Source organism: Streptomyces sp. NPDC017943 (genome assembly GCF_044328425.1).
GTDB lineage: Bacteria > Actinomycetota > Actinomycetes > Streptomycetales > Streptomycetaceae > Streptomyces > Streptomyces djakartensis_A.
Genome location: NZ_JBIRHH010000004.1, coordinates 221,526 through 241,166, shown reverse-complemented (window position 1 = coordinate 241,166; position 19,641 = coordinate 221,526). Strand labels below are relative to the sequence as shown.

Here is a 19,641-nt window from a genome sequence, read left to right as displayed (position 1 = left end):
CCCGGCAACCGCCCGGACACCCCAGGAGGCACCCATGGCGACCTTCGTCGTCGAGTTCGAGTACAACGTCGACCGCGAGGGCCGGGAGCACCTGCACCCCGCCCACACCGCGTACCTGCGCGACCTCACCGACCGCGGCGTGCTGCTGCTCGCCGGTCCGCTCAAGGACGTCAACGGCGGCCTGCTCGTCTACGAGGCCGACGACGCCGAGCACCTGCAGCAGATCCTGGACGCCGAGCCCTACGTCAAGGGCGGCATCGTCTGCCGCGTCCGCATCCGCCGGTGGGCCCCCGGCAAGGGCGCGATGCTCGCCGCCCCGCAGCCCTCGGCCGCCTGACCCCACCGCGACCCCGCCCGGCCGCCCCTCCCGTTCCCCAGCCCCGGAAGGAAGCAACTGACGTGCTCGTGACGCCAGTTCAGCCCGACACCGCCCTCCGCCGCGAAGCGCTGCACGCCGGCATCGTCGATCCGGACATGGACTCGATGCGCCTGCTCAGCGAGACGGCGATGAAGTTCCCCGACGCCCTGTCGTTCTCCTCGGGCGCCCCCCACGACGGCACCCACGACCTCACCAAGCTCTCCTACTACGTCGACCGGTACCTGACCCACCTACGGGACCAGGGCGTCCCCGAACAGCGCATCACCCGGCTGCACTTCCAGTACGGGCCGGTCAACGGCTTCATCCAGGACGAGGTCGTGCGGATGCTCGCCAAGGACGAGGGCATCGAGGTGCCGCCCGAGGCCGTGATGATCACGCACGGCTTCCAGGAGGCGGCCCTCATCGCCCTGCGCGGCCTGTTCCGCTCGCCCGACGACGTCCTGCTGTGCGTGTCCCCGGCGTACGTCGGGATCCGGGGCGCCGCACGCATGCTGGACATCCCGGTCAAGGGCATCACCGAGGGCCCCAGCGGTCTGGAGCCCGAGGCCGTGGCCGCCGCGGTCCGCGCCGTCCGCGCCGAGGGCCGCCGCCCCACCGCCCTGTACCTGGTCCCCGACTTCTCCAACCCCTCGGGCACCGTCGTCCCGCTCGAAGCGCGCCGGCGACTGCTGGAACTGGCCGCCGAGGAGGGCTTCACCATCCTCGAGGACAACCCCTACGGCCTGTTCGCGAGCGACGAGGAGCGGCTGCCGACCCTGAAGGCGCTCGACACCCGCGGCGACGTCGTCCACCTCGGCTCGTTCGCCAAGTCCGCGTTCCCCGGAGCCCGCCTCGGCTTCCTGGTCGGTGACCGCACGGTCGTCGGCGAGGACGGCGTGCGGCGCACTCTCGCGCAGGAACTGTCCAAGGCCAAGGCCATGTTCACCGTCGGCTCCTCGTCGCTGTCCCAGGCCGCGATCGGCGGCATCCTGGTCGACGCCGGCCACGACCTGCGCTCCGCCACCCGCGAACTGGCCGCCGTCTACAAGGAGCGGCTCGCCGCCACCCTCGACGCCCTCGCCGAGCACTTCCCGCCGGAGCACTACGCCGAGCACCAGGTGCGCTGGAACCGGCCGCGCGGCGGCTTCTTCCTGGTCGTCGAGGTGCCCTTCGAGGCCGACCTGGCCGCCATGGAACGGTCCGCCCGCGACCACGGCGTCAGCTGGGCGCCGATGAGCATGTTCCACCTCGACGGCGGCGGCGAGCGCGCCCTGCGCCTCGGCTTCAGCAACCTCACGCCCGGCGCGATCCGCGAGGGCGTCGCCCGCCTGGCCGGGTTCATCAAGGCCCAGGCCGGCGACCCCGGCACGGCCCCCACATCCCCGATCGTGCCGGAGGCCCACTCGTGACCAGCACATCCACCGGACCGGGCAGGCGCCGCGTCGCCGTCGTCGTCGACGGCTACTCCGCAGGCAACTTCTACCCCGTTGCCTTCGCCGCGTACGACACGGACGTCGTCCACGTGCAGAGCACGCCGGAACTCATCCCGGCGATGGCACCGCCCGACCTCACCGCGTACCGCGAGAACATCGTGTCCTCGGACGAGACCGCCCTCGTCGCGGCGCTGCGCGCGCTGGACCCGGTGTGCGTGATCGCCGGCCAGGAGTCGTCCGTGCCCCTCGCCGACCGGCTGAGCGAAGCGATCGGCGTCCCGTCCAACGGCTCGGCGCTGTCCCCGGCCCGCCGCGACAAGTACGAGATGACCGAGACGCTGCGGCGGGCCGGCGTGCGCTGCGCCCGCCAGATCAAGACCGCCGACCCGGACGCGGCCGTGGCCTGGGCCGAGGACCACGGCAGCTACCCGGTGGTCGTCAAGCCGCTCAGCTCGGCCGCCTCCGACGGCGTGGTCGTCTGCGACGGCCCCGACGCGGTGCGCGCCGCCGCCCGCGCCGTCCTCGACGCCCCCAACATGTTCGGACTGGCCAACACCGAGATCCTGGTGCAGTCCTACCTCAAGGGCACCGAGTACATCGTCGACACCGTCAGCTGCGGCGGCGAGCGCTACGCCTGCGGCGTCTGGGAGTACGAGAAGACGCTGCTGCCGTCCGGCAAGAACATCTACAACCGCGATCTGCTCGCCGACCCGGACACCACCCCGCTGGTTGCCGACCTGATCGGCTACGTCGACCAGGTCCTCGCCGCCCTCGGCATCGCCTGGGGACCGGCCCACGCCGAGGTCATCGTCACCGACGAGGGTCCCGTCCTGGTCGAGATCGGCACCCGCCTCAACGGCAACATCAACGCGCCCTTCCACGACGTGTGCCTCGGTCACAACCAGGCGGCGCTCACCGCGCAGGCGTACACCCGGCCCGACGAGTTCCGCGCGCAGCACGCCGGCCGGACGTACGCCCGGCTGCAACCGGCCGTCGTGTACAACACCCCGACCGCGCTCGACGGCGTGGTGGAGGCCGTCGACGAGACGGCCGTGGCGGAGATCCGCTCCCTGGAGAGCGTGTTCTTCACGGCGGTCAAGTTCCCGCCCGGCTCCCGCATCCGCCCCACCGTCGACCTGCTGACCAGCTCGATGCGCGTGTACCTCACCGCACCGGACGAGGCCGCGCTCACGGCCGACTACGAGAAGGTCCGCTCCCTCAAGGACGCGGTCTACCGGCTCGCCTGACCGGACACCGTCCGGCTCCCCGACCTTCCTTTCCCTCATCACGATCCTTCCCGGAGGCTCACTGTGCACAGCCGTATCGGTCTCTTCCTGTCCCCCGTCCACGAGACCGGCCAGGACCCGCACCTGGCGATCCGCCGGAACCTCGACCTCGTCGAGTACGTCGACGACCTCAACTTCGACGAGGCGTGGTTCGGTGAGCACCACACCCTGGGCTGGGGCCTGGTCGGCGCACCCGAGACACTGATAGCCGCCGCCTCGCAGCGCACCCGCCAGATCAAGCTGGCCCACGGTGTCGTACCGCTCTCCGGCCACCACCCCTTCCACGTGGCCAGCCGGGCCGTCCACCTCGACCACCTCACCCGCGGCCGGTACATCCTGGGCGTCGGGCCGGGCGTGCCCTTCGACGCCAAGATGTTCGGCCTGGAGCAGCCGGTGCAGCGCCGCCGCCTGGAGGAGGCCCTGCCGACCGTCCTGGAACTCGTCAACGGCGAGGAGCGCATCACCCAGCAGACCGACTGGTTCGACCTGCGCGACGCCAAGCTCCAGCTGCCGCGCTTCAGCCCGCAGGGCATCGAGGTCGCCGTCGCCACGTCCGGCACCTCGCAGTCCAGCCCCCGGCTGATCGGGCAGTACGGGCTGAGCATGACCTCGTTCGCCCTGCCCTTCGCCCTGCTGACGCCGGGCGCCCCCGCGCACATCAATCTGGCCCACCAGTGGAAGTACGCCGAGGAGGCGGCGGCCGAGCACGGGCAGACGCTGGACCGCGACAAGTGGCGCATCGCCCTGCCGGTGCACGTCGCCGAGACCCGCGAGGAGGCCTACGCGGACGTGCGCGAGGGCTACGACCGCTGGCTGTTCGAGTACTTCGGCAAGGCCGCCGGCCGCGAGGTGCTCAGCCCGGACGTGCCCCGGGAGCGGGCGCTGGAGGCCCGGGTCGAGGCAGGCGGCGCGCTCGTCGGCTCCGTCGACGACGTGGTCGCCGGCATCGAGCGGCTGCACGAGATCACCGGCGGCTTCGGCACGCTGCTCGTCTACGTCGCCGACTGGACGTCGTGGGAGAGGACCAACCGCAGCATGGAACTGCTGGCCCGCTACGTCGCCCCGCGCATCACCGGCTCGGCGGCCCGGCCGCAGGAGGCGGTCGACTTCGCGATCGCCGGCCGCCGCAAGTAGCCCGCGGAACCACCGCCGACCGGGACCCCGCCGCGGCACCGCACCGCCGCACGGGGCCCGGCCGACGGGCGGGGGCGCCCGACGGCCCCGGCCCACCCCCGTGCCACGCCACGCCTGCACGCACGCCATCGGAGAGAACTCATGCTGGAGCAACGCTCGTTCCGCGACATACTCGGCCGGTTCACCACCGGAGTGGTCCTGGTCACCGCAGATACCGCCGAGGGCCCGAAGGGCATGGCGGTCAACTCCTTCACCTCCGTCTCCCTGACACCGCCGCTGGTCGCCCTGTGCGCCGCGGACACCTCCTCGACCTGGCCGGCCATCCGCGAGCACGGCACGTTCGCCGTGACGATCCTCGGGGACGGTCACGCGGACCTGTGCCGGCTGTTCAGCACCAAGGGCGCGGACCGGTTCGCCACCGGCCGCTGGTCGTCGACCCGGGCCGGGCACCCCATCCCGGCCGACGGCCTGGGCTGGCTCGACTGCCGCATCAGCACGCTGCACCGGGCGGGCGACCACGAGCTGGTGATCGCCGAGGCCCTTGAGGGCGACCTCACGGAGCAGGCCGGACCCCTGGTCTTCCACGCTGGCCGCTTCACGGCGCTGGCAGCGGCCTGACGCACGGCAGCGGCGTCACCGGCCGCAGCGCGTCGCCCAGGAGCCACCGCCCCCGGCACCGTCGACCGCCCCGGGCCGAAGCCCTCCGGACCCTCGGCCCACCCCGAACGGGTTCTCCGGGCCGGGCTCGCCCCACTCGGCCTGGATCGACCCACCCGCCTGCTCGTCCGCTCGGCTTGTCCGGCTCGGGTCGGCTCACCTTTCCTGCTCGGTCTGCTCACCCGCTCGACCTGTTCGGCCTGGGTCGGCTGGCCCGTCCTGCTCGTCCGCTCGGCCCGTCCGGGCTGAGTCGGCTGGCCCGTCCTGCTCGTCCGCTCGGCCCGTCCGGCTCAGCTCGGTTCCTCGGCCGCTCGGCTGCTCGGTTCGCTCGGCTCGGCTCATCGGTCCGCTCGGTCTGGCTCGCCTGCCTGCCCTGCTCGGCCACCCGCCCTGCTCGGCCACCCGCCCTGCTCGGCCCGCCGGGCCTGCCGAGCTCGTCGTGAGCCGGCCCGGCCGAACCCGGCCGGTCCTGCCGAAACACGACCGACTTCTGCCGGACAGGGGCCGGACCGGACCCGGCCGGGCACGGGCCGGTACCCGCACCCGGTCCGCCCCGGCAGGACCGGACCGGCCGAGCGCCCGGCCGGGTCCGGTACGCGCCCGTGCCGACGCCCACGAGAAAGGCAACCCGCGTGTCCCTCACCGACCCCACACCCACCCTGCCCCTGCCGCCGGATGCCAGGGGCGAGGCCGAGCTCCGCTTCGTGCGGACCGCACCACGCCATCTCGTCGACCGCACGGCGGTCGCCGAGGTACTGATCACGGACTGGCGCCGGCTCGGTTCCGACACCTTCCGCCTGGGCGCGCAGTGGCCGCGCGGCCACCACTTCTACGCGCCCGTCGCCGGTGTCTGGTACGACCCGCTGCTCGCGGTGGAGTCGCTGCGCCAGGCGTCCGTGCTGGTCGGCCAGACGTACTACGGGGTCCCGGCGGACCACCACTTCGCCATCGCCGACCTGGAGATCGAGATCGTCCCGGCCGCCATGCTGCTGGGTTCTCGGCCCGCGGAGGTGCGCATGGAGGCCGGTGCCTCGGAGGTCCGGGGCCGCGACGGCACCCTCACCGCCCTCACCCTGGAGGCCGACCTGCTGCGCGGCGGCGACTTCGCCGGGGCGGGACGCCTCACCCTGCGCGTCGACGCCCCGCGCGAGCCCGCCGCAGCGGAGGGCGCCGGGTACCCGCCCCTGCCGCCCCCCGTCCCGCCGGCGATCGTGGGCCGCCTCGACGAACGCGACGTCGTCCTCGGCGTCCCCGGCTCCGCGGCCGCCCGCCGCGGCCTGTCCTGGGACCTGCGGATCGATCCCGGCCACCCGGTGCTCTTCGACCACCCCGCGCACGACGTCCCCGGCATGGTCCTGCTGGAGGCCACCCGCCAGGCCGTCCAGGCGGCCTGCGCCCCCTACCGCGTCCTGCCCACGGAACTGCGCTGCGCCTTCCACGCACCCCTGTCCCTCAGCGTCCCGTGCCACGTCACGGCGACGAGACTCCCGCCCCAGGACGCCACGGAGGACGCCGTGCTCCGCGTCACGGCCCACCAGTCCGGCCACCTGGCCTTCGACAGCCTGGTCGTGGCCACCCTGTGCGACTGAATTCGGGTGGGCCTCACACGCGAAACAGGTGAGGCACCCAGGAACGTTCCTGAGTGCCTCACCTGATGTTTCACCTGTCGGGGTGGCGGGATTTGAACCCACGACCTCTTCGTCCCGAATGAGACTCGGGTGCTGATCTTGCCAACGCTGATGGCGTTTGCCCTGATCAGGGCGTCGGAGTGTCGTGGTCTCGGGTGGTCCCGCAGGGGCTCAAAGATCGGGTCGGCTCCTAGATGGCTCCCACAGCTCTGGATCGCCAAGCCGTCTGCCGCGTGTCATGGGCTCACTGCAGCTACGCGACAGGTCCTTCACGAGAAGGTCGAGTGTGGCCTCCTCATGGAGCGCGACGCCGAGGGCGGTCATTGCCGGGGCCAGATTCGGGTCCCAGGTCGCGCGGACAGGCTCGCCGTCGAGCGGTAGCTGAGGGATTCCCTCGGCCTGACTGCGAGCAGCCAGGCGCTCGTAGTCCTCGGCACTCATGCGCCACGGCTGGGCCTCGTAACGGCGGATGACTCTGTTGGCCAGAGCGATTCCCGGCCAGTCGAAGTCACCGTGGTAGGCGAAGGTGCAACCGGTCGCGGCGAGGGCGTCGAGAAGCGTCATGACCACCGTGGCGGCGCTGCCGGAAGTGCACACCAGCGGTCGGACACATGCCGCGTCGGCTGCGGCTTCCACGACCCGCGGGTTCTCGCATATGTGGACCACCGTCCCGGCGGGCAGCCGCAGCCGCAGGGTGAGCAGGTCGCGCGCGGTGAGGTGGGCTTCGGCGTGGTGGGCGGCCCGCTCCCGCAGGGACTGCTCCCGCCATCCTTCTCCGGCAGGCCGCAGTCCGTAGGTCAGCACCGTGCTGGAGACCTCGTCCGGTGTGACGGACACCAGCCGCCACAGGGCGCGTCTGCCGGCCGCGTCGCTGGGAAACTCGGTGCCGTGGGCAAGGGCGACGCCGCGCTGGACGAGGCGTGCGAGCCAGGTCCCATCGTCCAGGCCGTGCGCTGACCCGGTCACCGTGGCCGCGAGTTCCCCACGGCCACGGGTGCCGTCGCGTTCGGGATCGAGGAGTACGACGAGGACCTGGACGGCCTGCTGGAGCGTGCGTACCGCCGCTTCGGGTGTCACTCCTCTCGGAACACCGGTGCGGCGCAGCACGTCGGACCACTGCCGAGTCCAGTCCTGGCCTGCGAGCGGTGAGGCGTCCAGCGAGGAAGCGAGCGACGACCACACATGACTGCGCCGTGCTGCCGCGTCCGCGCGGGCGGCACGGCGGTCGGTGAGCGGTGGTCCGAGTTCATGCAGGACCTCCTTGAGCCCGAGTCCGGCGGCCGAGGTGCGCAGTCGCGCGTCGAGCGCGTCGAGCCGCACCGTCACGGCGGCACCGGTCAAGGGTTTGCCCAGCAGGAGTGACAGGTCGTTCCGCTCCTGAGCATTCACCGCGGCCAGCCGGAGGGAACCGGTTGCCTGCACACCGTTGCCTTCCAGGCGTCTGCGTGCTGCGTCCCAAAGCCGGGATAGCCCTGGCCCTGCCAGCCATTCGCGTGTCGCGGCGGGCAGCTCGCTCATACGGACACCAGACGCCGGTGCCGACCGTTCCAGGTGTAGTGCAGGGTGGCCACCCCGCGCACATGGGGGTCACGCAGACACTCGTAGATGTGCAGGGACGGCACCTCGGGCCAGTTGCCCATGAGCCGCTCGCTCGTGAGGACGAAGTCGAGATCGAGATCGACGAGGATGCGTCCCAGCCGCCCGTGGGTGGGTTCGTCGACCTTGGCGAAGGCGTCGTCCAGGAGGATCAGCCGCGGCGCGTGCGGCGCCGACTCGGCGAGGCTGGTGAAGTGGGCGGCAGCCGCGGCGAAGAGCACCAGGTAGGAGAGCACCCGCTGCTCGCCCTGGCTGAGCCCGGTACGGCCGGTCAGTCTGCGCCTGCGACCGGGAGCCGCGTCCGCCACCACGAAGGTGTGGAAACGGAACCAGCTGCGGTAGTCCAGTGCGGTCCGCAGATGGGCGGCGTAACCGGCCGAAGGGTCGGCACGTCGGGCGTCCTCGATCCGGCGTTGCAGTACCTCGCGAAGCTGCTCGGTCTGCTCGCGCGTCCTCAGGCTCGACGGGCTGCGCAGCAGTTCGACGGCTGCCCTCACGTCCGCGTCCACATCGTCGTCCAGCTTCCACAGCAGCTCCACGCCGAGACCGTGTGACGTCCGTACGGTCCGCAGGGTGGCATTGAGGGCCGCGACCAGGTTGGCCGCGGTGATGACCTGGGCCGAGAGGTGGTCGCCGAGTTCACCGGTCAGGAACCGTTGGAACACGTCGCGTTCGCGCTCGGTGAGCCGCCCTCGTGCCTCTGCTGCCTGGTTCGCGATCCGCTCTCCCACGGCCGCGACATCGTGGGACCCATGGTCGTCGAGGAGACGGCACACCTTGATTCCGTCGCGTTCTTCGAGTTGGGCGTCGAACCCGCCGGCCAGCTGGTCGTGCAGCTCCGTGTGCCGGTTGAGCAGGGTGCTGTCCGACACCACGTCCCTCGGGTGGGGCAGGGCGCGTGTCACGGCGTCTGCCAGTGACCGGAGTGCTCGCAGGCGGCTGCGGACGTCCGAGCCGGGATCGTCCGCCACGAGCTCGGCCAGCGCGGACCGGTCCAGTCCCGCGCCGCGCGTCACCTCCGGACGGTCCAGGGCGGCGCGCAGCGCTCCGCCGGTGGTGATGACCGCCGTCTCCTGGCCGGCCAGGTCCTCGCGCAGGCGTTTCTCGTCCTCTTCCGCGCGTACGCGCAGCTCGCGGAGTTCGTCGCGGGCCCGTTGCGCCGCCGGAAGGGCGCGGCCGGCGTCCGCGACGCGCCGCCTGGCTTCCTGCTCGCGGGCGAGGATCTCCTCTTCGGACGACCCGATGGCCTCCTCACGGGTGCGCAGGTCCTGTTGGGCGGCGCGCAGTTCGGTGAGGCGTACCCGGTGGTCGTCCTCCGCGTCCGTGCGGTCCTGCCGGGCGCGGTCGTACCGCTCGTCGTCGACCGTGCTCCCGGAGAGCCGCTCGGCCGTGCCGCCGACCGCTCTGCGCAGTCGGCCGATGCCGGTGAGCAGGGCTGCCAGCGCGGTCCGTACCCGGTCCAGGGCCGCGGTGTTGGCCGGCAGGTCGTGGGCGGTCGCGGTGGCCTCGGCCTCGGCGCGTGCCGATACGGCGTGAGCGCGGGCTTCCTCGGCCAGTCGTGCCGCGCGGGTCGCCTTGGCGGTCAGGTCCCGCAGAGTCCGTTCGGCTGATTCGGCACGGCTCCAGGCGTCGGCGAGCAGCCGGGCCCGGGGGAAGTCCCGTTCCGCGAGCGTGAGAGCCCTGCGCCTGGAGTCGGCCTCGGCGAGCTCGTCGCGGGCGGCGGCCAGACGCTGTTCCGTCCGCGTGAGCCGGTCCTCCAGCTCGGCGAGGATGCGCCGCCGGGTCTCGGCGCGTACGGCGGCGCCCACGTACTCGGCGACGCTCTTGTGGTGACGGCCGCGCAGAACACCCACGCGCCAGCTTCCGTCGTAGTGCACCGCGTCGGTGCCGGTGGCCTCGTCGGCCGGTGTGAGCGCGATGGCGGCCAGCAGGCGTTCCACCTGTTCGGACGTGACGCCACAGCCGTGCTGCGGGGCCGGGCGCAGGGCCGAGGCGAGCGTCGGCCCCTCCGGTGGCACGGCACCGGGCTGGAGCAGGGTGTCCCGGGTGCCGGGATCGAGGAGGGCACCGTCCGCGCTGACCCACGCGTCGAGGATGCCGCTCGCCTCCAGCGCCGCCTCCAGACCGGCCCGGTCGGCGGATGTCAGGTTCTCCGCGAAGTCCACCAGCTGGTAGAAGGGCGCTCCGCTGCCCGGACTCCGCTCGGCGTCGCGGTGGTGCGGGACCGGCGGCTCGGGGTCGGTACGTCGCTCCCAGCCCTGCTTCTCCTTCGACAGGCGCTCGATCTCCTCGCTGAGTCGTCCGACGTCGAGCGCCAGGGCGTCACGGCGCCCGGTGAGTTCCTCGCCGTATGGTTCCAGGGCGGTGTGAGCGGCCTGCCGCGCCCGGCTGTCGACATCGGGCGGCAGGGTTCGGTCCGCGAACGGCCCTTCGGCGGAGCTCTCACAGCCGACCGTGGCGAGGACGGCGTCCAGGGGCGGACAGCCGGGGCCCGCCGCGTCCCGGGTGCGTGCCACCCACTCGGCGACCGCGCGGGCGTAGCCGCCGCTCTCCGAGGCGACCTTCTCGCGGCTGCCCTCAAGACGGGCGGCGGCCTCTTCCGCCTCGCCTTCCAGCCGTTCCTGCTCGGTATCGGCCTGTCCCGCCCTGGCCCGTGCCTCGTCGGCCCTAGTGGAGAGGCGGGCCACCTCCTGGACCATCAGCGTCCGGTGTTTCACCACCGTCTCGGCGTCCTCCAGCTGTCCCTTCCAGGTCCGCAGCCCTTCCTGTGCAGCGGCGGTGTCGACGTGGACCACCGGCCGGTGCCGTACGATCCGCGTCTCGCCGCCCGGGGCGATCAGCTCAGCTTCGCTGCCCCGGGACCGGACTGTGCGCGGCAGGGCTACCGCCTCGCCGAGATGTCCGGTGGGGAGCCCGGCCTTCTCCGCCTGGGCCAGCAGCTCCCGGTGCTCGGTTCCCAGCTCGGCCAGTCTGCTGCCGAGGTGCTCGATGCCCTCGGCCAGTCGCTCCGCCGCGCTCTCCTCCGCGTCGTGTGCGTTGCGCAGGGTCGTGAAGGCGGCCACAGCCGCGGTGTGCAGGGCCTCCACGGTGCCGCGACGTTCGGCCAGTTCCCGCAGGCTGCGGTAGGCGTGACTGGCGTGCAGGGCGGCGAGGTCGGTCCGAGCGGCCTCTTCTTCCTCTTGCAGGGTCTCCACGCGGGCCTCCGACTCCTCCTCCCGCGTCCGCAGGTCGCTGGTCCGCTGTGCGGCGTCACCGGCAGTCCGGCGTCGCTGTGCGAGGACGTCCAGCTCCCGGCCGACCCGCTGCGCGGAGGTGTGCAGAACCCCCGCCAGGTAGTCGCGGTAGCTGACGAGGAACGTCCGCAGCGCCGTGTCCGTACGCTCCAGACGGCCCAGTTCGTCCCGTACAGCGTCGAGGTCGTGGAGGTTGCGTGCCACCTTCTCGACCACGTCCTCGTCGAGTCCCGGCAGGGTCTCGCTCAGCAGGGAGGCCAGGCCCCCATGCTCGATGCGGTCCCCGACCGTCGGGCGCCGGAGCCGGTGGAGGAGCTGGGTGAGGTTGCGGTAGTGCGTCGCGTCCGTGATGCCGAACAGCTCCCGGGCCACGCGCGCGCGATGGAGGACGGCACGATCCGTGGTGTTGTCGGGGCCGACGATTTCCTTGAGCCGGTCGATCGCCAAGGGATTCCCCGCTTCGACCAGTTGGAGATCCTCACCGATGCGCAGCGGGGTGACGAAGAAGGTCGGCAGCGCCTTCTGCGTCGACTTCGAGGCGCGGATGGCGACACCGAGCGTCAGAAAGCGGTGGGCGCCCCCGTCGGCCATGGCCCGGAACTCCACCCACAAGTAGCCGAGGCGGTTGGTCTGCTCGAACCCGTCGAGCATCAGCCAGGCGAGGGTGGTCCGGCCGGTGCCCGTGGCGTCCAGGGCCCGGGAATCGCCGTCCAGCAGGTAGGGCAGCAGCATCTCCAGCGCCTTGGACTTCCCCGCGCCGTTCTTGCCGCGCAGCAGCAGCCGCCCCTCGCCGAAGGCGAACTCCTGCTCGTCGTATTGCCAGACGTTCTGGATGCCGGCGCGGTGCAGCCGGAACCGGATACCGGCTGTCGTCTCGGGGCCGGAGCGCGGCAGCGGGACGAGGCCGCGCGGTTCGGTGGTCATAGCGGCAACTCCTGTTGTGCGGCGGCCCTTCGGCCGGCTGTCGGGGCTGGGCGCACGGTGACGTGGGTGGCGTAGCGTGCCGCCGCGGCGAGCAGCACCCAGCCGCCCCCGGTCGGCCGTGCCCCGCGGACATCGGTCACCAGGCGTCCTTCCGGAGCCTGGGCGACGTATCCCTCCGGCAGTCCTTCCCCCTCGGCGCGCAGCGGACGGGCGGGGGCCATCAACCGCATGCGGGCCAGGAGATCCAGTACGGCCACCCTCAGGGCGGGCGGGTCCTCCAGATGGCCGCGCTGCCAGTTGCTGCGCTGCCCGTACTCGGCCACCAGCTCTGCCAGCAGCTCATCCACCAGACCGTCCGGGACCGCCACTCCGATGACGAGAGACCCTCCGGTGGCCGGATGCCCCGGCTCCTGCGGCCGGAGCCGCTCCACGAGCCGTTCCACCAGCAGCAGCGCGGCCTGCGTGACGGTACCGGTGCCCGGCAGGTGCAGGTCCGTCAGCTCTTCCTCGGGGTCTACCAGCGCCACCCCCTCGGCGCGGATCTCCGTCTCAAGGCCCAGGAGTTCGGAGAACGCCTGGGCTTCCCGGCGCTGCCTGGTGCGCAGCCAGTCGCGTTCGGCGTCGGTCAGTTCGTCGAGAAGGACGACAGGAGTCTCGACGAGCATGCGCCGCACGTAGGTGCGAGGCCCGCCGAAGCCCGGGTCCGCTGCCCGCCGGGCCAGGTCGGCACCGTCCCGCGACTGGGCGAGCGGCCCGGCCACGACCACGCGGGCCAGCTCCCGGTCCACCGTGATCAGGGCCTCTCCGCCTGCTTCCTGCGCGAGCGCGGTCACATGGCCCTCGGTCTCGATGAGGACACCCCACTCGACCAGTTGGCGCAGAGCCGCGACCAGGGTCCGTTTCCCGGCCGCCCGTTCCGTCCCCTCCAGTTCGATCCCGGCATCGGCCGCCGCGGCCCTGACGTCGGCGACCAGCTGCGACAGCAGCATCTGCTCGGGCGCGGTCACGAGCACGGACAGGGCCAGCGCAAGGCAGGCGTACGTGTGCGGGGTGAAGGGTGTGCCGGTGGACCGTGCGAGCCGGTGCCCCGTACCGGCGCCCAGACCGGCCTTGAACAGCCGGGCGTACGAGCTGTCGACCAGGAGCCGGTAGCCGAGCACCTGCTGGAACCGCTTGCCCAGCCAGTCGGCGTGCCTGCGGATCAGCGGGAAGAGGTCGGCGTGGGGTCCGTCGGACGTGACCAGCGGGTGGGCGAGCAGCAGCCGGGCGGCGGTCCGGCGCTCGGCGGCGAGGGCGACGTCGTGGGTCGAGGGGAGGGTCATGACACGCTCACCTCGGCAGGGCCGTCGGCCGTGGCGGAGGTCCTGCCGATCTCCAGCTCCAGGTCGTCCAGCAGCAGGTCGCCGTCGGTCGAGTGCAGGACCGTGCGTGCGCCCGCCGTGCGTCGCACGGTGAGCCGGATGCCCAGTTCGGCGTCCTCGCTCTGCGCCGCCTCCAGACCGAACCCCTGTGGCGTCCCGTTTCCGTCTGCTTCCCGGTGTTCCGTGCCGCCGTGCGCCCTCCTGAGCTGCGCGTTTCCGAGCGCCGTTGCCAGCAGTTCGAGGAGCAGCCCCAGTGCCGACGAGGTGAGCCGTACGTCGGCGAAGCGACCGGAGGCACTGCGTAGTTCGTCCGCTGCCGCCGTCCTGGCCGCCGCCCGCTCACGGGCGGCCTCTTGCAGCCGTCGCTTCTGGGCGGAGTGGTCCTCCACCGAGGACGCCCGGCCCCGCTGCGCGCGGCTGCCCCTCTCGCGCAGCGCCACCGGGACCTCGACCACCGGGCCGGTCCACCAGCTCGTGTAGGCGGGTACCACCTCGTCGGTGGCCGGCGGGACGCCTAAGTGGCGGGCACCGTACAGCCCGAAGGCGGCGACGGCGATGTCGTGTGCGTCCTGCGGCGCCGCCTCGTCGAACCACCGGGCCAGCCGCAGCAGGTCCCTGCGCCGGGACATCTCCCCGGTGGCCGAACGCAGCATCCGCTTGGCGTTGGCGAGCAGCGACTGCAACGCGCGCAGGGTGGCGTCCCGCAGTTGGTCGACCTGGCTTCCCTGCCCGTCGGCGTCCCTGAACCAGCCGCGCAGCCCCTCCCAGTCAGCCTGCTCGCGCCCCCGGCTGCGCTGGACCCGGGTCTCCAGGCGGCCGTCGCCTTCCGCCGACAGTCCGGTCAGACCCTGGGCGTGCGCGTCCAGCTGGGAGAGCAGGGCCGGGAGGTGCGGCCACAGCGTGTCCAGTGCCGCCGAGATCCGGGGCGCGCGGAAGGACACGTCCTCCGTGATCGCCTCGACGTAGTCCAGCAGCAGTTCCTTGAACCCCTGGTACTCGGTGCTGTCCAGGTCGTACCGGGCCAGCACCTGGCCGAGGTAGGCGTAGAAGTCCCGTACGGAGTCCGCGAACTCGGTGAACTGCACGAACAGCGTGCTGACCCGCTCCAGCCCGTCCTGCGGCTCGATGCCGCCCGGCGCGGTCACGCGCTCGGCCAGTTCCTTCAGACCGCGTTCGACCAGCGCCAGCAGCTCGCCGCTCACCTCCCGGGCGGCGTCGGCCTCGGCCAGCACCCCGTCGGCGTCCCGCTGGACCCGCTCGCCCGCCTTGGACAGCTGGTAGCGCGAGCGGGAACGCTGGTACTCGCTGATGCTGGACGCCTTCACCGTGTGGCTGCTGCGTAGCAGGTTCCCCCACTGCACCAGCTGCTCCAGCCGGACCGTGAGGGTGTCTGCGTCGAGACCGGCAGCCGGGCCACCGGCCTGGCGCAGCTTCGCCATGACGTCCGGGACGGCCAGGTCCGCGAGCAGCGTCCCGCAGAAGACCCGCATGATCGCGAGATGCTCCAGCCGCTCGGGCGCGCCGAGGTACTTGTACGCGTCCAGCCGCCTGCGCGTCTCGTCGTCACCGGTGTTCGGTGGCGCGGCGTCGGGTAGTGCGCCGGGTGCGGGTACCTCCATGTCCGCGAGGCTACGCGGCGTATTCGTCCGTTGGTGGGGCATGGCGGGAAATGATCCTGGAGAGGGATGCTGGCTGCCTAACCTTCTTCGATAACCCCCCTTATCGCTGATCTCGCTGCATCGCAGCGTGCGAACGTCGTATCGTTCTGAGGCACCGGGCGAGCAACCGCTGACACAGCAGAGCCACCGCGCGTACAGGGGCCCTCCCGGCGCGGTCGGAGCGCCTGACGCGACGAGAGAGGAAACGGGGGAGCATGGTCACTGGTACGCCAGACGCGACACTACGTTCTCCGGAACCTCTCCTGGTGTCGATGTCCGAGATCGCCGCGTTCGCGCGGGTGAAGCGACCGGTCGTGTCCACCTGGCGGCGCCGCCACCGGGACTTCCCCGCTGCCGTGTCCCAGAACTCGGGAAGGCCACTCTTCGACGGTGCACAGGTGGCCGACTGGCTGATCCGGTCCGGCCTGGGCAACGCCGCTCCGGCGGAACTCCGGTCTGAGCTAGCCCTCTTCGGCATCGTCGCGCTGCGGGACCGGTTCACGCCGTGGCAGCTGGTCGAGAGGCTGGGAAGCCTGCTGTGCCTGCGCCGGCTCGACGGCCGCCCGCTGACCGACGGCACGAACGGCTCGCCGGGCGGGGACGAAGCCGACGGCACCCTGTGGTCCGCCGTGCTGAGCCGCGCCGGACGGATCGACGCGGAGGACGATTTCGTCCTGCGGGAACTGAGCTCCCTCGACGCCACCGCGGCCCCGCTCGTCCGCCTCGCCGAGGACCTCGTCGAGGCCGCCTACGACGAGCACGGCGCCTACGAGTGGCTGCTCGCCGCACGCTCCCGGCTGGGCCTGGACTCCCTCGCCGCTGACGCCGCCGCTCCCGAGCTGCGGCGCCTGCTCACCCAGCTCACCGACCTCCGCTTCCGGCTGGAGCACGGCGAGGCCCTCACCCTCGCCGACCCGCACGCCCGCGCCGGCGACCTGCTCGCCGCGCTTCTCGACGACACGGAGGACCGCGACCGCGTCACTGTCCTCGCAGCCGATCCCGACGAGCGGCTGGCCCGCATCACCCGCCGCCGCCTCCTCCTCGCCGGTGTCGACGAACTCGACCTCGACGTCCAGACCGGCCCCCACCTGGAGGAACACCTCGCGGACCCGGACCTCGTCGTCACCCAGCTCCCCTATCGACCCGGCGAGACGCGCTCCGTCCTGACCGCCCTGGAGGAGGTCGAGCGGGTCGCCGACCTCCTCCGCCCCGGCTGCACGGCCCTCGTCCTGGGCCCCGCCGACGCGCTCGTGGACGCACTCAAGGACACCGAGGCGTCCCGGCTCCGCTCGGCCCTCCTGCGCGCCAACCTCGTCGAGGCCGTCATCGCCCTCCCCGGCGGCGTCCTGCCCTTCCGCCCCGGGTACCGCCCCGCCCTGTGGACGCTCACCCGCGGCCCCGTTCGCGAAGCGGAGGGCAAGGTCTTACTCGCCGACATCAGCGCCGACCAGCTCACGCCGGACGTGCGCATGCGGCTCGCCGAGGACGTCCTCCTCTGGCGTGCGGAAGGCTTCCGGAAACTCGACGGCCACGACCCGCGCTACGGCCGCGTGGTGCCCGTCGCCGACCTCGACCGTGCCTTCGGCGGCCCGCTCACCCCGCCGGCCCCGCCCGCCGCCACGATCTGGTCCGACGAGGTCAAGGAGCGCCCCGCCCTGATTGCCGAGGCCGAGGCCCGCCTGGAGCGCGCGACGGCGGAGGCCCGCGCCTACGAGTCCGGGCACGGCCCCTACCTGGGGGGCGTCCTGCGCCGCGAGGGCCGCCTGCCCCGGCGCACCACCCTCGGCAAGCTGATCGCAGGGCGGGCGGTGACCCGGCTCCCCGGCCACCGCGTCGACGACCGCCACCTCACGGTGGAGGGCCACCACGCGGTCATCGGCCCCGAGGAGATCACCGGCGGACGACCCGTCGGGGCCCGCCGCATCGACCGGCTGGTCCTGGCCACCGAGTACGACCGGGTGGCACTCACCGAGCCCGGAGACGTCGTCTACACCCTCACCCCCCGCCTCGCCCTGTACGTCGACCACGACGGCTTCTCGGTGGTCGCCTTCCCGGCCCGCGTCCTGCGCGTCGACCCCGACGCCGACCGCCCACTGACCCCGCGTGTCCTGGCGGCGCTGCTGGGCGCCGCCCGGGGCACCGGTCGCAGCCCCAGCGCGGTACGCCCCGCCCGCCGCATCGAGGACTACCAGCTTCCCGACCTCACCCCCGACGAGGTGCGGCGCTTCGATGCCCTGCTGGCCGAGACCGAACACCGGGAACGCCTGCTGCGGGCCCAGGCCGATGCCCTCGCCGAAGCCCGCAGCTTGACCGTCGCCGGCTTGGCGGACGGCACGCTCACGCTGGCCGACGTGCCAGCCCGACGCGCCGACGTACGTGACTTGTCCACTGGTTGATTGAAAGAAGGAACGATGCCTCCCCGCAAGCGAGCCGCAGCAGTCGCCGGACAGGGCGAACTGCTCAGTGTCTCCAGCACCAAGGAGATCCAGGACATCCTGTGGAAGGCCGCGGACAAGCTCCGCGGCTCCATGGACGCCGCCCAGTACAAGGAGTTCGTGCTCGGCCTGGTCTTCCTGAAGTACGTCTCGGACGCCTTCGCCGAGCGCCGCGACGAGCTGGCCGCCGACCCGGAGCTGGCCCAGATCCCCGAGCACCGGCGGGCGGCCTTCCTGGAGGAGAAGGACGAGTACACCGAAAAGAACGTCTTCTGGGTACCGCCCACGGCCCGCTGGGACTACATCTCCGAGAACGCGGCGAGCGCGGAGGGCGGTGTCGGCGCGCTTCTCGACGCGGCCATGGACGAGGTGATGAAGGCCAACAAGGCCCTCACCGGGGTCCTCCCGAAGATCTTCAACCGCGACAACGTCGACCAGAACCGCCTGAAGGAACTCGTCGACCTCATCAGCGACGCTCGCTTCACGGGGCACGGCGACCGTCCGGCCCAGGACGTGCTGGGGGAGACGTATGAGTACTTCCTGGAGAAGTTCGCCCGTGCCGAGGGCAAGCGGGCTGGCGAGTTCTACACCCCGGCGAGCGTGGTCCGCCTGATCGTCGAGGTGCTGGAGCCGTACGAGGGACGGGTGTACGACCCGGCGTGCGGCTCGGGCGGCATGTTCGTGCAGAGCGGCAAGTTCGTCGCGCGGCGGAAGGGCAAGGACCACACGCACGACCTGGCGATCTACGGTCAGGAGGCCAACGAGCGCACCTGGCGCCTGGCCAAGATGAACCTCGCCATCCACGGCATGGACCCCAAGGGCGTCGGCGACCGCTGGGCGGACACCTTCGCGGACGACAAGTTGCCTGATTTGAAGGCTGACTTCGTCATGGCCAACCCGCCGTTCAACATGTCCGACTGGGCGAGGAAGTCGGACGACAGGCGCTGGCGCTATGGCACCCCGCCCCAGTCGAACGCCAACTACGCCTGGCTTCAGCACATCGTCTCCAAGCTGGGGGACAGGGGAAGCGCGGGCGTGGTCCTGTCCAACGGCTCGATGTCGTCCAAGCAGTCGGGCGAGGGCGAGATCCGGGCCGCGATGGTTGAGGCCGACCTGGTTTCCTGCATGATCGCCCTGCCGGGCAACCTGTTCCGTACGACGGCGATCCCGGCGTGCCTGTGGTTCCTGACGAAGGACAAGTCCCCGCAGGGCGCGAAGGCGTTGGCAGACCGACGCAGCCGGGTCCTGTTCATCGACGCCCGCGCGATGGGCACGATGGTCGACCGCACAGAGCGGATCCTCACGGAAGAGGACCTGGAGAAGATCTCCGACACATACCACGCGTGGCGGGGCACGAAGTCGGCCAAGGACAAGGGCCTTACGTACGAGGACGTCCCGGGCTACTGCTACAGCGCGACGCTGGAGGAGATCGAGAAGCACGACTATGTGCTGACGCCGGGGCGGTATGTGGGGGCGGCGGAGGTTGAGGAGGATCCGGATGCGGAGCCGGTGGGGGAGCGGATCGCTCGGCTGACCAAGGAGTTGTTCGAGCAGTTGGATGAGTCAGCTCGGTTGGATGCGGTGGTGCGGGAGCAGTTGGGGAGGATCGATGGCTGAGTGGCCCGTGCGCGAGCTTGGCGACTTGTGTGCGCGAATCACCGTTGGGCACGTCGGGTCGATGGCGTCGCGCTACGTTCCCAAGGGAATCCCATTCCTACGGTCTCAGAATGTGAAGCGCGGTCGCCTTGAATTGAATTCACTCAAGTTTATTGACGAAAGCTTCCATAATGAGCTAGTCAAATCTCAACTTAGTGCCGGAGACTTGGTCATCGTCCGCACCGGAGAGCCCGGGGTTGCAGCCGTTGTTCCAGATGGCGTTGGACCGCTGAACTGTTCGGACCTCGTCATTGCCCGACCGGCCCCTGGGGTGAATGCGCG

Annotated in this window: 12 protein-coding genes; 8 read left to right on the top strand and 4 right to left on the bottom strand. The window is 71.9% G+C overall.

The window, feature by feature from the left end; genetic code table 11:
• The first annotated feature begins 34 nt into the window (after positions 1–34).
• The 6 genes from ACH4C6_RS14610 to ACH4C6_RS14585 all read left to right on the top strand — a co-directional run bounded on the left by ACH4C6_RS14610 (position 35) and on the right by ACH4C6_RS14585 (position 6,457).
• The gene (locus tag ACH4C6_RS14610) at positions 35–337 is read left to right on the top strand and encodes a YciI family protein (protein WP_398108927.1); all 303 of its coding nucleotides are present in this window, start codon (positions 35–37) and stop codon (positions 335–337) included.
• Positions 338–399: 62 nt separating this feature from the next.
• Positions 400–1,767: a PLP-dependent aminotransferase family protein gene (locus tag ACH4C6_RS14605; RefSeq protein ID WP_398108926.1), complete on the top strand. Its 1,368-nt coding sequence runs from the start codon at positions 400–402 to the stop codon at positions 1,765–1,767.
• Positions 1,764–3,038 carry an ATP-grasp domain-containing protein gene (locus tag ACH4C6_RS14600; RefSeq protein WP_398108925.1) on the top strand — a complete coding sequence of 425 codons (1,275 nt, stop codon included), beginning with the start codon at positions 1,764–1,766 and terminating at the stop codon, positions 3,036–3,038. The genes ACH4C6_RS14605 and ACH4C6_RS14600 overlap by 4 nt, the downstream gene beginning before the upstream one ends.
• A gap of 63 nt (positions 3,039–3,101) precedes the next feature.
• A complete protein-coding gene (locus tag ACH4C6_RS14595) occupies positions 3,102–4,211 on the top strand; it encodes an LLM class flavin-dependent oxidoreductase (RefSeq protein ID WP_398108924.1) in 1,110 nt (369 codons plus the stop codon).
• 141 nt (positions 4,212–4,352) lie between these two features.
• Entirely contained in the window at positions 4,353–4,829 is a 477-nt protein-coding gene (locus ACH4C6_RS14590) for a flavin reductase family protein (protein WP_398108923.1), read from the top strand.
• A gap of 671 nt (positions 4,830–5,500) precedes the next feature.
• Positions 5,501–6,457, top strand: coding sequence for a ScbA/BarX family gamma-butyrolactone biosynthesis protein (locus ACH4C6_RS14585; RefSeq protein ID WP_398108922.1), 957 nt, complete (start codon positions 5,501–5,503; stop codon positions 6,455–6,457).
• Between the two features lie 210 nt (positions 6,458–6,667).
• Here the strand turns inward: ACH4C6_RS14585 and ACH4C6_RS14580 are convergent, their stop codons facing one another.
• From ACH4C6_RS14580 to ACH4C6_RS14565, 4 genes are read right to left on the bottom strand one after another with little or no spacing between them, the layout of a single operon-like run.
• On the bottom strand, positions 6,668–8,014 hold the full coding sequence (locus ACH4C6_RS14580) for a TIGR02679 family protein (RefSeq protein WP_398108921.1): 1,347 nt from the start codon (positions 8,012–8,014) through the stop codon (positions 6,668–6,670).
• Positions 8,011–12,249, bottom strand: coding sequence for a TIGR02680 family protein (locus ACH4C6_RS14575; protein ID WP_398108920.1), 4,239 nt, complete (start codon positions 12,247–12,249; stop codon positions 8,011–8,013). Before ACH4C6_RS14575 ends, ACH4C6_RS14580 begins: the two co-directional genes overlap by 4 nt.
• The gene (locus tag ACH4C6_RS14570) at positions 12,246–13,571 is read right to left on the bottom strand and encodes a TIGR02678 family protein (protein ID WP_398108919.1); all 1,326 of its coding nucleotides are present in this window, start codon (positions 13,569–13,571) and stop codon (positions 12,246–12,248) included. Before ACH4C6_RS14570 ends, ACH4C6_RS14575 begins: the two co-directional genes overlap by 4 nt.
• The gene (locus ACH4C6_RS14565) at positions 13,568–15,229 is read right to left on the bottom strand and encodes a TIGR02677 family protein (protein ID WP_398108918.1); all 1,662 of its coding nucleotides are present in this window, start codon (positions 15,227–15,229) and stop codon (positions 13,568–13,570) included. The genes ACH4C6_RS14570 and ACH4C6_RS14565 overlap by 4 nt, the downstream gene beginning before the upstream one ends.
• Positions 15,230–15,540: 311 nt before the next feature.
• Here ACH4C6_RS14565 and ACH4C6_RS14560 point away from each other — a divergent pair, with 311 nt between their 5' ends.
• Together ACH4C6_RS14560 and ACH4C6_RS14555 are read left to right on the top strand one after the other, a co-directional pair.
• Positions 15,541–17,664 carry a hypothetical protein gene (locus tag ACH4C6_RS14560; RefSeq protein ID WP_398108917.1) on the top strand — a complete coding sequence of 708 codons (2,124 nt, stop codon included), beginning with the start codon at positions 15,541–15,543 and terminating at the stop codon, positions 17,662–17,664.
• Positions 17,665–17,679: 15 nt separating this feature from the next.
• Entirely contained in the window at positions 17,680–19,320 is a 1,641-nt protein-coding gene (locus ACH4C6_RS14555; protein ID WP_398108916.1) for a type I restriction-modification system subunit M, read from the top strand.
• Positions 19,321–19,641 lie beyond the last annotated feature (321 nt).